This is a genomic window from Pseudomonas sp. NBRC 111123 (assembly GCF_001320205.1).
Taxonomy (GTDB): Bacteria; Pseudomonadota; Gammaproteobacteria; order Pseudomonadales; family Pseudomonadaceae; genus Aquipseudomonas; species Aquipseudomonas putida_J.
Genome location: NZ_BCAZ01000006.1, coordinates 133,175 through 146,680, shown reverse-complemented (window position 1 = coordinate 146,680; position 13,506 = coordinate 133,175). Strand labels below are relative to the sequence as shown.

Below are 13,506 nucleotides of genomic sequence, written 5' to 3'. Positions count from 1 at the left end.
GTGGGAGCGGGTTTACCCGAGAATGGGCCGCAACAGGCAACCTCCCCTCAAAAACAAAAGCCCAATAAATTCAAACCCTTGGCGAACCCCACCGATTACCGCTAGCATCGCCACAGTCAATTGCGCCAATAATAACTCCAAGCCCGCAGCGCCCAACCATCGAGGCCAGCATGTACATCTATCGTTTGGTCCTGCTTCTGGTCGTGGGGATCTACCTGTTCTCCCCGGCCATCATGGACTGGTGGATCGAACCGACCGGTGCCTGGTACCGCCCCTACCTGCTCTGGCTGATCCTGATCGTCGTCACCTTCATCCTGCAGAGCCAACGAGATGCCGATGAGCTTTAGCCTGACCCAGATGATCCTGATCAGCGCCGCGTACCTGATGGTGCTGTTCGGCGTGGCCTGGATCAGTGAGCGCGGGCTGATCCCGCGTTCGATCATTCGCCACCCGCTGACCTACACCTTGTCGCTGGGCGTCTACGCCAGTGCCTGGGCCTTTTATGGTTCGGTGGGCCTGGCTTACCAATATGGCTACGGCTTCCTTGCCTGTTACCTGGGGGTGTCCGGTGCATTCCTGCTGGCGCCGGTGCTGCTGTATCCGATCCTCAAGATCACTCGCACCTACCAGCTGTCGTCGCTGGCCGACCTGCTGGCGTTCCGCTTTCGCAGCACCTGGGCCGGCGCGCTGACCACGATCATCATGCTGATCGGCGTGCTGCCGCTGCTGGCCTTGCAGATCCAGGCGGTGGCCGACTCGATCAGCATCCTCACCGGCGAGCCGGTCAAGGCACGGGTGGCGTTCGCCTTCTGCACCCTGATCATCCTGTTCACCATCTTCTTCGGTTCGCGCCACATCGCCACGCGCGAGAAGCACGAAGGCCTGGTGTTCGCCATCGCCTTCGAGTCGGTTATCAAGCTGCTGGCCCTGGGCGGCGTCGGCCTCTACGCGTTGTACGGTGTGTTCGGTGGTCCCCACGAGCTGGAAGTGTGGTTGCTGCAGAACCAGACCGCCCTGGCAGCATTGCACACGCCGCTGCAGGAAGGCCCATGGCGCACCCTGCTGCTGGTGTTCTTCGCCTCGGCCATCGTCATGCCGCACATGTACCACATGGCCTTCACCGAAAACCTCAACCCACGCTCGCTGGTCAGCGCCAGCTGGGGCCTGCCGCTGTTCCTGCTGCTGATGAGCCTGGCTGTGCCGCTGGTGCTGTGGGCCGGCCTGCGTCTGGGCGCCAGCACCAACCCCGAGTACTTCACCCTGGGCCTGGGGATCGCCGCCAACAATCAGGCGCTAGCCTTGCTGGCCTACGTTGGCGGGCTTGCGTCCGCCAGCGGGCTGATCATCGTCACGACCCTTGCGTTGTCGGGCATGGCCCTCAACCACCTGGTGCTGCCGCTGTACCAACCACCGGCCGAAGGCAATATCTACCGGTGGCTGAAATGGACCCGCCGGGCGCTGATCGTCGCCATCATCACTGCCGGGTTCGTCTTCTACCTGACCCAGAACAACCACCAGAGCCTGGCCAACCTGGGTATCGTCGCCTTCGTCGCCACCTTGCAGTTCCTGCCGGGCGTGTTGTCGGTGCTGTACTGGCCGACCGCCAACCGCCGCGGTTTCATCGCTGGGCTGCTGGCAGGGACCCTGGTGTGGATGGTGACCATGCTGCTGCCGCTGTTGGGCAACCTGCAGGGTTTCTACATTCCGCTGCTGGACATGATCTATGTACTCGACGACACCAGTTGGCACATGGCGGCCATCGCTTCGCTGGCGGCCAACGTCCTGCTGTTCACGCTGATTTCGCTGTTCACCAATGCCAGCACCGAAGAGGTCAGCGCCGCGGAAGCCTGCGCCGTGGACAACGTACGCCGCCCGCAGCGCCGCGAGTTGCATGCCGCATCGCCGCAGGAGTTCGCCACACAGTTGGCTAAACCCCTGGGTGCCAAGGCCGCGCAGAAAGAAGTCGAACAGGCCCTGCGTGACCTCTACCTGCCGTTCGACGAGCGCCGCCCCTATGCCTTGCGCCGCTTGCGTGACCGTATCGAGGCCAACCTTTCCGGCCTGATGGGGCCGAGCGTGGCCCAGGACATGGTCGAGACGTTCCTGCCCTACAAATCGGGTAACGAAAACTACGTCACCGAGGACATCCACTTCATCGAAAGCCGCCTGGAAGACTACCACTCGCGCCTCACCGGCCTGGCTGCCGAGCTTGACGCCCTGCGTCGCTACCACCGCCAGACCCTGCAGGAACTGCCCATGGGCGTCTGCTCGCTGGCCAAGGACCAGGAAATCCTGATGTGGAACAAGGCCATGGAAGAGTTGACCGGCATCGCCGCCAAGCACGTGGTCGGCTCACGCCTGGTGACCATCGGCGAACCTTGGCGCGGCCTGCTGCAAGGCTTCATCAACGTGCCCGACGAACACCTGCACAAGCAGCGCCTGGCGCTGGACGGCCAGCCGCGCTGGCTGAACCTGCACAAGGCAGCCATCGATGAGCCCCTGGCACCGGGCAACAGCGGCCTGGTGCTGCTGGTGGAAGACCTTACCGAAACCCAGGCCCTGGAAGACAAGTTGGTGCACTCCGAGCGCCTGGCCAGCATCGGCCGCCTGGCTGCAGGTGTGGCCCACGAAATCGGCAACCCGATCACCGGCATCGCCTGCCTGGCGCAAAACTTGCGCGAAGAGCGCGAAGGCGATGGCGAAATCATCGAGCTGTCCAGCCAGATCCTCGAACAGACCAAGCGCGTCTCGCGCATCGTCCAGTCGCTGATGAGCTTCGCCCACGCTGGCGGCAGCCACCAGAACAGCGAAGAGCCAGTCTGCCTGGCCGAGGTGGCGCAGGATGCCATCGGTCTGCTGGCATTGAACCGGCGCAACTTCGAAGTACAGTTCTTCAATCTCTGCGACCCGGACCACTGGGCCGAAGGGGACCCGCAGCGCCTCGCCCAGGTGCTGATCAACCTGCTCTCCAACGCCCGTGACGCCTCGCCTCCCGGCAGCGCCGTGCGGGTACGCAGCGAAGTCAGCGAACACACCGTCGACCTGATCGTCGAGGACGAGGGCAGCGGTATTCCGAAAAACATCATGGACCGCCTGTTCGAACCGTTCTTCACCACCAAGGACCCGGGCGAGGGAACCGGACTGGGGCTCGCTCTGGTCTATTCCATCGTGGAAGAGCATTATGGGCAAATCACCATCGACAGCCCGGCCGACATCGAACGGCAACGTGGCACCCGGATCCGCGTGACCCTGCCCCGGCATGTCGTAGCGACGTCCCCTGAAATTCGAGACCGTCGAGAGAATTGAATCAATGCCGCACATTCTGATCGTCGAAGACGAAACCATCATCCGCTCGGCCCTGCGCCGGCTGCTCGAACGGAACCAGTACCAGGTCAGCGAAGCCGGCTCGGTGCAGGAAGCCCAGGAACGCTTCAGCATTGCTACCTTCGACCTGATCGTCAGCGACCTGCGCCTGCCAGGCGCCCCAGGCACCGAGCTGATCAAGCTCGGCCAGGGCACCCCGGTGCTGATCATGACCAGCTACGCCAGCCTGCGCTCGGCGGTGGACTCGATGAAGATGGGCGCGGTGGACTACATCGCCAAGCCTTTCGACCACGATGAAATGCTCCAGGCCGTGGCACGCATCCTGCGTGACCGGCAGAACGCACCGGCAGCCGCGCCGGCCCCGGCCGCCGAGCCGCGGGCCAACGGCAAGGCCGCGCCATCCGACAAAGGTGCCGCAGCCGCCAATGGCGAGATCGGCATCATCGGTTCTTGCCCGCCGATGCAGGATATGTACAGCAAGATCCGCAAAGTTGCGCCTACCGACTCCAACGTGCTGATCCAGGGTGAGTCGGGCACCGGTAAAGAGCTGGTCGCCCGCGCCCTGCACAACCTGTCGCGGCGCGCCAAGGCGCCGATGATCTCGGTGAACTGCGCGGCCATTCCGGAAACCCTGATCGAGTCGGAACTGTTCGGCCACGAAAAAGGCGCATTCACCGGCGCCAGTGCCGGCCGCGCTGGCCTGGTGGAAGCCGCCGATGGCGGCACTCTGTTCCTCGATGAAATCGGTGAATTGCCGCTGGAAGCCCAGGCCCGCCTGCTGCGGGTGCTGCAGGAAGGTGAAATCCGTCGGGTCGGGTCGGTGCAGTCGCAAAAAGTCGACGTGCGCCTGATCGCCGCGACTCACCGCGACCTGAAGAACCTGGCCAAGGCCGGGCAGTTCCGCGAAGACCTTTATTACCGCCTGCACGTGATCGCCTTGAAGCTGCCAGCCCTGCGCGAGCGCGGCAGTGACGTCAACGAGATCGCCAACGCCTTCCTCGCCCGCCAGAGCGCACGTATCGGCCGTGACGACCTGCACTTCTCGGCCGAGGCCGAGCAAGCCATTCGTCATTACAGCTGGCCGGGTAACGTGCGCGAACTGGAAAACGCCGTGGAGCGCGCGGTGATCCTCAGCGAGAGCGCGGAAATTTCCGCCGACATGCTGGGCATCGACATCGAACTCAGTGACCTCGAAGAGGATGACATCCTCGACAATGCCCTGGTCGCGGCCAGCGCCAGCAGTGCCAGCCACGAACCGACCGAAGACCTGTCGCTGGAGGATTATTTCCAGCATTTCGTGCTCGAGCACCAGGACCACATGACCGAGACCGAGCTGGCACGCAAGCTGGGTGTCAGCCGCAAGTGTCTGTGGGAACGGCGCCAGCGCCTGGGCATCCCGCGGCGCAAGAGCAACGCCACCAGCGATAACTGAGTATGTCGCGAGCGTTTCAGCGCCTGTGAGACCGAGCGCCGCCCGCGCGGCGCATCGCGGATGAATCCGCTCCCACATTTGTTGCAACGTGGCCATGTCTGACAGGCCATGATTGTCAGCCTTGTTTGTTGGGCACAAGTCACGCGCCAAGGCTGGCAACCATTACGTTACAGGTTCGGTACGTTGCAACAGCTGTAGGAGCGGATTCATCCGCGATGCGCCGCGCGGGCGGCGCTCGATCTCATAGGCGCTGAACGTCTCACGGCGGGCCTACCTCGGTAACACCTCAGTTCCCGCACAAATCTGTTACCCAATCGTTGCGCCGTAACAGTTCCCGAGGCGTACGGTAACGAAAAATCTACATTTTCAGCCCGCCGCCAACCGCAAATTTCCGCCAACCCCTTGATTTCATTGGGTTTCGAAAAGTTGGCACGGCACCTGCTATATGTCTGGTACAAGAACAATAACAAGCACAGCAACTCAGAATAAGAACAAGACGAAACGGCTCACGCACAATAAAAACAAGACGGCGGAGGCGCAGCTAACTGATTCTTTTGGAGAGGATGCGTGTTTGGGGCTTGCCCCACGACCAGGCAGAGAACAACAAAAACTGCACTTAAAAGCAGCGCCTGAACTGGTTGGATCGAAGGATCAACGTGACATCAGCGGCCAAAGCAATCCGTTTGCTCTTTACCCCTGGATTGGGGGTCGTCCACAAGCTTCGAGATTTGTGGACAGGGCACTCAACAAAAACAAGAAGCCCAGTAAAAAAACAATAAGAGCACGCAACGACTTCTTGGGGAGCTTAGGCTCCCCTTGTCGTTTCTCCCCTTCTGGCAGCCCTTCCTGCCAACGCCTACACCATTCCCTGAGTAAATGCTAGAATCCCCGCCCATCATGCGGCCATTCTCCTATTCTTGGCCGATCATTCCTTCAAACAGTGCATCCCATGCTGAAGAAGCTGTTCCAGTCTTTCCGCCCTCCCGTACCGGGCCAGCACCACCGGCGCACCACGCCCGAGGTGATCAACAAGAGCCAACACTCGCTGCAGCGCCACCAGTTCAGCCGCCACGCGGTGAACATCGTCGAGCGCCTGCAGAGTGCGGGCTACCAGGCATACCTGGTCGGTGGCTGCGTCCGCGACCTGATGCTGGGCATCACGCCCAAGGACTTCGACGTCGCCACCAGCGCCACGCCCGAGCAAGTGCGTGCCGAGTTTCGCAACGCGCGCATCATTGGCCGGCGCTTCAAGCTGGTCCACGTGCATTTCGGCCGTGAGATCATCGAAGTCGCTACCTTCCGCGCCCCCCACTCGGAAGACGACCAGGGCGACAGCCACCGTTCGTCGCACAACGCCAGTGGTCGCATCCTGCGTGACAACGTGTACGGCACCCTGGAAGAAGACGCGCAACGCCGCGACTTCACCATCAACGCCCTCTACTACGACCCGGTCAGCGAGCGCATCCTCGACTACGCAAACGGCGTGCACGATGTGCGCAACCGCCTGTTGCGCCTGATCGGCGACCCGACCCACCGCTACCAGGAAGACCCAGTGCGCATGCTGCGTGCTGTGCGTTTCGCCGCCAAGCTCGACTTCGGCATCGAGAAGCACACCTTCCAGCCGATCCGCAAACTGGCCCCGTTGCTGCGCGAGATCCCACCAGCGCGCCTGTTCGAGGAATGCCTCAAGCTGTTCCTCTCCGGCCAGGGTGCAATCGCCTTCGAAATGCTGGTCGACCTGGAGTTGTTCGAGCCGCTGTTCCCGGCCAGTGCCCATGCCCTGGACGAGCGCCCGACCTACACCCATACCCTGATCAGCCAGGCGCTGAACAACACCGACCTGCGCGTCAAGCAAGGCAAGCCGGTAACCCCGGCCTTCTTGTTCGCCGCGCTGCTCTGGCCTGCCCTGCCAAGCCGCGTGCTGCATCTGCAGAACCAGGGTGTGCCGCCGATTCCGGCCATGAACGGTGCAGCCCACGACCTGATCGCCGAGCAATGCGCTCGTATCGCCATTCCCAAGCGCTTCACCCTGCCGATCCGCGAGATCTGGGACATGCAGGAACGCCTGCCGCGCCGCAGCGGCAAACGCGCTGACCTACTGCTCGACAACCCGCGCTTCCGCGCCGGCTACGACTTCCTGCTGCTGCGCGAAAGCGCTGGCGAGGAAACCGATGACCTCGGCCAGTGGTGGACCGATTACCAGGATGCCAACGACAGCGAGCGTCGCGAGATGATCCGCGAACTCGGCAGCCGTGACGAAGGCACGGCTGCCGGCCCGCGCAAACGCAAGCGCAGCGGCAGCAAGCGCAAACGCAGCGGTGGTGACGAGGCGTTCGAGTGACCACGCGCGCCTACATTGGCCTGGGCAGCAACCTGGACGCACCTGCCGAGCAGTTGCGCAGCGCCATGCAGGCGCTTGACCAGGTTGATGGCAGCCGCCTGGTGGCGGCTTCGGCCCTGTACACCAGCGATTCGCTGCTGCCCGGTCAACCGCGCTACACCAACGCCGTGGCCGCCCTAGACACCACATTGGCGCCACTGGACCTGCTCGACGCCCTGCAGGCCATCGAGAACGGCCATGGCCGCGTGCGCAAGGAACGCTGGGGCCCGCGCACCCTCGACCTGGATATCCTGCTGTTCGGTGACCAGGTAATCGACGTGCCACGCCTGCAGGTACCGCACTACCACATGCACGCACGCCCCTTCGTGCTGTACCCCTTGGCCGAACTGGTAGCGGGCGACTTCTGCCTGGCCGATGGCCGTGCGCTCGCCCAACTGCTCGAAGCTTGCCCGTTCGTCGGCCTGGAACGCCTGTAAACCGGGCGTTTGAGACATTCAGCAGAACACGGTAACGCCAGTAACACCCTGTTAGTAACAATGCGGTAACAGGGTGATTGACTTCCCCCACCTCGCTCACGACTATAGGCGTCCCGTGTGGCACCAAAGTGCCGCATACCCGTATTTAGGCCCGGACGGACCTGTGCCCGAACATCACGCGCGATGATGTGCCGCTCCGGAAGATGACTACACGCGTTGTATGCAGTCGTTTTTCACAGCGCCTGAACGAGGATTTTCCTACATGCCTGAAGTAACCCTGACCACCCTGCATGGCCTCAAGGCCAAGGGTGAAAAGATCACCATGCTGACCTGCTACGATGCGACCTTCGCCAAGGCCTGCAGCCAGGCCGGCGTCGACGTGTTGCTGGTGGGCGACTCCCTGGGCATGGTCCTGCAGGGCCATGACAGCACGCTGCCCGTCACCACTGCCGAAATGGCCTACCACACCGCCTGTGTCAAACGCGGCAACGATGGCGCGCTGATCCTCGCCGACCTGCCGTTCATGGCCCACGCCACGCCCGAGCAGGCCTTCGCCAACTGCGCCACGCTGATGCAAGCCGGCGCCCACATGATCAAGCTTGAAGGCGCCGCCTGGCTGGCCGAAACCATTCGCCTGCTGGCCGAACGCGGCGTACCGGTGTGTGCGCACATGGGCCTGACCCCGCAGACCGTCAACGTGCTGGGCGGTTACAAGGTCCAGGGCCGCCAGGAAGCGCAGGCGCGGCAGATGCGTGCCGACGCCATTGCCCTGGAACAAGCCGGCGCGGCGATGCTGCTGCTGGAGTGCGTACCCAGCGAGTTGGCGGCGGAAATCACCCAGGCAGTGGGCATTCCGGTGATCGGCATCGGCGCCGGTAGCGCCACCGACGGCCAAGTGCTGGTGCTGCACGACATGCTCGGCCTGTCACTCAGTGGTCGGGTGCCAAAGTTCGTCAAGAACTTCATGGATGGCCAGCCTGACATCCAGAGCGCCCTCACCGCCTACGTGAAGGCCGTCAAGGACGTTACCTTCCCTGCAGCCGAGCACGGATTCAGCGCATGAACACAGTCAAGACCGTCCGCGAACTGCGTGCCGCCGTCGCCCGCGCCCGCAGCGAAGGCAAGCGAATCGCCTTCGTGCCGACCATGGGCAACCTGCACAGCGGCCATGCCGCGCTGGTGACCAAGGCCGCCCAACGTGCCGATTTCGTGGTCGCCAGCATCTTCGTCAACCCGCTGCAGTTCGGTGCCAACGAAGACCTCGACAAATACCCGCGCACCCTCGCTGCCGACCAGCAGCGCCTGCTCGATGCGGGCTGCCACCTGCTGTTCGCGCCCACTGTCGAAGAGATGTACCCCGACGGCATGGCCGTGCAAACCCGCGTCAGCGTGCCCAGCCTCTCCGAGGGCCTGTGCGGTGCCAGCCGCCCTGGGCATTTCGAAGGCGTGGCGACCGTGGTCAGCAAGCTGTTCAACATGGTCCAGCCAGACCTGGCCGTGTTTGGCGAGAAGGACTACCAGCAGCTGGCAGTGATCCGTGCCATGGTGCGCGACCTGAACATGCCGATCCAGATCATCGGTGAGCCGACCGTGCGCGCCGAAGATGGCCTGGCGCTGTCTTCGCGCAACGGATACCTGACGCCTGAACAACGCAGCACCGCACCCGTGGTGTATCGCACCTTGAAGCAGATCGGTGAAGCGCTTGGCCGTGGCCAGGCAGATTTCGCGGCGCTGCTCGAGCAAGGCAAGGCGGATCTGATCGCTGCCGGGCTGCGCCCGGACTACCTGGAAGTGCGTCATGCAGTGAACCTGCGCCCGGCAACATTCGGCGACCGGGACCTGGTGATTCTCGTAGCGGCATACCTGGGTAACACTCGCCTTATCGACAACCTTTACCTGCATCTGGACGAGAAAACCGCATAATGGCTTGGGGCGCGCCCAGCGCCCCTCCCAAAATCCCCTGCCATACCCATTCCCTGCGCGTGGCCTTTGCCTATAATGATGGCCAGTCTGAACCCGGCAATGACTGCCCTGTCCAAGGCTCACCACGCATCAAGGAATTCCGCGCAATGGCGTATTACCGAACCCCCCACGATGTGACGGCCCTGCCCGCCTGGCAGGACCTGCAGAAACACCGCGACGCCATGCAAAGCTTCAGCATGCGCGAAGCCTTTGCCGCCGATGCCAAGCGCTTCGACCAATTCTCCCTCAGCAGCTGCGGGTTGTTCCTCGACTATTCGAAAAACCTGATCACCGACGAAACCCGCGACCTGCTGGTGAACCTGGCGGAACAAGTCGGCCTGCAGGATGCGATCAAGTCGATGTTCAGCGGCGAGATCATCAACGCCTCCGAAGGCCGCCCGGTGCTGCACACCGCGCTGCGCCGCCCGGTAGGCGACAAGCTCAGCGTCAACGGCGTCAACGTGATGCCGGAAGTGCACAAGGTACTCAACCAGATCACCGAGCTGGTCGGCCGCATTCATGACGGCTTGTGGCGTGGCTACAGCGAAAAGCCGATCACCGATGTGGTCAACATTGGCATCGGCGGCTCGTTCCTCGGCCCCGAGCTGGTTTCCGAAGCTCTGTTGCCTTATGCCCAGCGCGGCGTGCGCTGCCATTACCTGGCCAATATCGACGGCAGTGAATTCCATGAGCTGTCGGCCAACCTGCGCGCCGAAACCACGCTGTTCATCGTCTCGTCGAAGTCGTTCAACACCCTCGAGACGCTGAAGAACGCCATGGCCGCGCGCACCTGGTACCTGGCCCAAGGCGGCACGGAAGCAGAGCTGTATCGCCACTTCATCGCAGTATCCAGCAACAAGGCCGCCGCCGTGGCATTCGGCATTCGTGAAGAGAACATCTTCCCGATGTGGGACTGGGTAGGCGGGCGCTACTCGCTGTGGTCGGCCATCGGCCTGCCAATCGCCTTGGCCATTGGCACCGCCAACTTCAAGGAGTTGCTGTCGGGTGCCTACACCATGGACCAGCACTTCCAGACCGCACCGTTCGACAAGAACATGCCGGTGCTGCTGGCCCTGCTGGGTGTCTGGTACGGCAACTTCTGGGGCGCGAGCAGCCACGCGATCCTGCCGTATGACCATTACCTGCGCAACATCACCAAGCACCTGCAACAGCTGGATATGGAGTCCAACGGCAAGAGCGTGCTGCAAGATGGCACCCCGGTCAAAACCGATACCGGCCCGGTGATCTGGGGCGGCGTCGGCTGCAACGGCCAGCATGCCTATCACCAGTTGCTGCACCAGGGCACCCAGCTGATCCCGGCCGACTTCATCGTGCCAGTGGTCAGCTTCAACCCGGTGGCCGACCACCATCAGTGGCTGTACGCCAACTGCCTGTCGCAAAGCCAGGCGCTGATGCTCGGCAAGACCCGTGAGGAAGCCGAGGCCGAATTGCGCCAAAAGGGCCTGAACGAAGCGGACATCGAAAAGCTCGCGCCGCACAAGGTGATCCCGGGCAACCGCCCGAGCAACACTCTGGTGGTCGAGCGTATCAGCCCGCGTCGCCTGGGCGCACTGGTGGCGATGTACGAGCACAAGGTGTTCGTGCAAAGCGTGATCTGGGGCATCAATGCCTTCGACCAGTGGGGCGTGGAACTGGGCAAGGAACTGGGCAAGGGCGTTTACCAGCGCTTGGTCGGCAGCCTGGAAGACAGCGCCGAAGATGGCTCCACCCAGGGCCTGATCAATTACTTCCGCGGTCGTCACCGCGGTTGACCCGCGCTCACCAGGCTGCTCTTTGTGGGAGCGGCCTGGTGTCGCGAAAGGGCCGCAGAGCGGCCCCGGCCATTCATGCTTTTACTCTAGGATCTGGGGCTGCTTCGCAGCCCTTTCGCGACACAAGGCCGCTCCTACAACCTCAGCACCAGCCTTCAAGGAACATCCCCGCTGACTACACTGTCCATCGAATAGCCGCTGCTGTCCCTCGCCCCTCACAAGAGCAGGACCACCGCCATGTTCGATATCAGGCAGTATCCCCAGGCCCTGGCCGTCAGCCAGGCCGCCAGCCTCTCCCCCGACGACTACCAGCGCCTCTACCGCCAGTCGGTCGATGACCCCGACACCTTCTGGGCAGAACAGGCCAAACGCCTCAACTGGATCAAACCCTGGTCGAGCGTCCAGCAATGTGACCTGAAGACCGGCAAGGCCCGCTGGTTCGACGGTGGCCAACTGAACGTCAGCTACAACTGCATTGATCGTCACCTGGCCCAGCGCGGCGGACAAACCGCACTGCTGTGGGAAGGCGACGACCCCAAGGATTCCAAGGCCATCACCTACCGCGAACTGCACCGTCAGGTCTGCCGCCTGGCCAATGCCCTGAAGGCACGCGGCGTGAACAAAGGCGACCGAGTGTGCATCTACATGCCGATGATTCCCGAAGCCGCTTACGCCATGCTCGCCTGCACACGCATCGGCGCCATCCACTCGGTGGTGTTCGGCGGCTTCTCCCCAGATGCCCTGCGCGACCGCATTCTCGACGCTGACTGCCGCACCGTGATCACCGCCGATGAAGGTGTGCGGGGTGGCAAGCGCATCCCCCTCAAGCAGAACGTCGACAAGGCCCTGGCCAGCTGCCCTGCAGTCAGCAGCGTGTTCGTGGTGCGTCGCACCGGTGGCGATGTGGCCTGGAGCCAGGGTCGCGACCTCTGGTACCACGAAGCGACCGACAAGGCCGGTGACGATTGCCCACCAGCGCCGATGGATGCTGAAGACCCGTTGTTCATCCTGTATACCTCCGGCAGCACCGGCAAGCCCAAGGGCGTGCTGCATACCACCGGTGGCTACCTGCTGCAGGCGACGATGACCTTCAAGGTGGTGTTCGACTACCGCGACGGCGAGGTGTTCTGGTGCACGGCCGACGTCGGCTGGGTCACGGGCCACAGCTACATCGTTTACGGGCCGCTGGCCAACGGTGCGATTTCGCTGATGTTCGAAGGCGTACCCAACTACCCGGACACTTCGCGCTTCTGGCAGGTGGTGGACAAACACCAGGTGAACATCTTCTACACCGCGCCCACCGCGCTGCGCGCATTGATGCGTGAGGGTTCGGCACCGCTGCAGAGCACCTCGCGCGAAAGCCTGCGCCTGCTCGGCAGCGTTGGCGAACCGATCAACCCCGAAGCCTGGGAGTGGTACTTCGAAGAGGTTGGGCAAAAGCGCTGCCCAATCGTCGACACCTGGTGGCAGACCGAAACCGGCGGCATCATGCTCACGCCGCTACCAGGAGCCCAAAGGCTCAAGCCCGGCTGCGCCACACAGCCAATGTTCGGCGTGCAGCCGGTGCTGCTGGACGACAAAGGCAAACTGATCGAGGGCCCGGGCGCCGGTCTGCTGGTGATCAAGGCCAGCTGGCCCGGGCAGATCCGCAGCGTCTATGGCGACCACCAGCGTATGGTCGATACCTACTTCAAGCCCATGCCCGGTTACTACTTCACCGGTGACGGCGCCCGCCGCGATGCCGACGGCGATTACTGGATCACCGGCCGCATCGATGATGTGATCAACGTCTCCGGCCACCGCATCGGCACTGCCGAGGTAGAAAGCGCGCTGGTGCTGCACGACAGCGTCGCCGAGGCCGCCGTGGTCGGCTACCCCCATGACCTCAAGGGCCAAGGCGTGTATGCCTTCGTCACCACCATGAACGGTATTACCCCTGACGATGCACTCAAGGCCGAGCTGCTGACACTGGTCAGCAAGGAGATCGGCAGCTTTGCCAAGCCGGAACTGATCCAGTGGGCACCCGCCTTGCCCAAGACCCGCTCGGGCAAGATCATGCGGCGTATACTGCGCAAGATTGCCTGCAACGAACTGGACAACCTCGGCGACACCTCGACCCTGGCCGACCCAAGCGTGGTGCAGGGCCTGATCGACAAACGCCTCAATCAATAACGGGCGGCCACTTGCCATGGCCGTCCT

9 protein-coding genes are annotated in these 13,506 nt (G+C 63.0%); all 9 read left to right on the top strand.

Annotated features, from left to right (window positions below):
• The first annotated feature begins 170 nt into the window (after positions 1-170).
• The 9 genes from APH27_RS26315 (at position 171) to acs (ending at position 13,479) form a co-directional block, all read left to right on the top strand.
• Positions 171-347 carry a hypothetical protein gene (locus tag APH27_RS26315; RefSeq protein WP_003250005.1) on the top strand — a complete coding sequence of 59 codons (177 nt, stop codon included), beginning with the start codon at positions 171-173 and terminating at the stop codon, positions 345-347.
• Positions 331-3,306, top strand: coding sequence for a sensor histidine kinase (locus APH27_RS05740; protein ID WP_027917669.1), 2,976 nt, complete (start codon positions 331-333; stop codon positions 3,304-3,306). The genes APH27_RS26315 and APH27_RS05740 overlap by 17 nt, the downstream gene beginning before the upstream one ends.
• Before the next feature lie 4 nt (positions 3,307-3,310).
• Complete coding sequence (locus APH27_RS05735; protein ID WP_060484233.1) at positions 3,311-4,756, top strand: sigma-54 dependent transcriptional regulator; 1,446 nt, start codon at positions 3,311-3,313, stop codon at positions 4,754-4,756.
• Between the two features lie 949 nt (positions 4,757-5,705).
• Positions 5,706-7,097 (top strand): polynucleotide adenylyltransferase PcnB, encoded by a 1,392-nt coding sequence (locus APH27_RS05730; RefSeq protein WP_060484232.1) that lies wholly within the window; start codon positions 5,706-5,708, stop codon positions 7,095-7,097.
• Positions 7,094-7,573 carry a 2-amino-4-hydroxy-6-hydroxymethyldihydropteridine diphosphokinase gene (gene folK, locus APH27_RS05725; RefSeq protein ID WP_060484231.1) on the top strand — a complete coding sequence of 160 codons (480 nt, stop codon included), beginning with the start codon at positions 7,094-7,096 and terminating at the stop codon, positions 7,571-7,573. Before APH27_RS05730 ends, folK begins: the two co-directional genes overlap by 4 nt.
• A 262-nt stretch (positions 7,574-7,835) precedes the next feature.
• A complete protein-coding gene (panB, locus tag APH27_RS05720) occupies positions 7,836-8,636 on the top strand; it encodes a 3-methyl-2-oxobutanoate hydroxymethyltransferase (protein ID WP_027917673.1) in 801 nt (266 codons plus the stop codon).
• Positions 8,633-9,496 carry a pantoate--beta-alanine ligase gene (gene panC, locus APH27_RS05715; RefSeq protein ID WP_027917674.1) on the top strand — a complete coding sequence of 288 codons (864 nt, stop codon included), beginning with the start codon at positions 8,633-8,635 and terminating at the stop codon, positions 9,494-9,496. Before panB ends, panC begins: the two co-directional genes overlap by 4 nt.
• Before the next feature lie 146 nt (positions 9,497-9,642).
• Positions 9,643-11,307, top strand: coding sequence for a glucose-6-phosphate isomerase (pgi, locus tag APH27_RS05710; protein ID WP_060484230.1), 1,665 nt, complete (start codon positions 9,643-9,645; stop codon positions 11,305-11,307).
• A gap of 237 nt (positions 11,308-11,544) precedes the next feature.
• On the top strand, positions 11,545-13,479 hold the full coding sequence (gene acs, locus APH27_RS05705; RefSeq protein ID WP_027917676.1) for an acetate--CoA ligase: 1,935 nt from the start codon (positions 11,545-11,547) through the stop codon (positions 13,477-13,479).
• The last annotated feature ends 27 nt before the right edge of the window (positions 13,480-13,506 follow it).

What these genes read in the sequence shown, in the direction of transcription:
- APH27_RS26315 (WP_003250005.1), top strand. Translation starts at nt 171, where the DNA reads ATGTACATCTATCGTTTGGTCCTGCTTCTGGTCGTGGGGATCTACCTG.
- APH27_RS05740 (WP_027917669.1), top strand. Translation starts at nt 331, where the DNA reads ATGCCGATGAGCTTTAGCCTGACCCAGATGATCCTGATCAGCGCCGCG.
- APH27_RS05735 (WP_060484233.1), top strand. Translation starts at nt 3,311, where the DNA reads ATGCCGCACATTCTGATCGTCGAAGACGAAACCATCATCCGCTCGGCC.
- APH27_RS05730 (WP_060484232.1), top strand. Translation starts at nt 5,706, where the DNA reads ATGCTGAAGAAGCTGTTCCAGTCTTTCCGCCCTCCCGTACCGGGCCAG.
- panB (WP_027917673.1), top strand. Translation starts at nt 7,836, where the DNA reads ATGCCTGAAGTAACCCTGACCACCCTGCATGGCCTCAAGGCCAAGGGT.
- panC (WP_027917674.1), top strand. Translation starts at nt 8,633, where the DNA reads ATGAACACAGTCAAGACCGTCCGCGAACTGCGTGCCGCCGTCGCCCGC.
- pgi (WP_060484230.1), top strand. Translation starts at nt 9,643, where the DNA reads ATGGCGTATTACCGAACCCCCCACGATGTGACGGCCCTGCCCGCCTGG.
- acs (WP_027917676.1), top strand. Translation starts at nt 11,545, where the DNA reads ATGTTCGATATCAGGCAGTATCCCCAGGCCCTGGCCGTCAGCCAGGCC.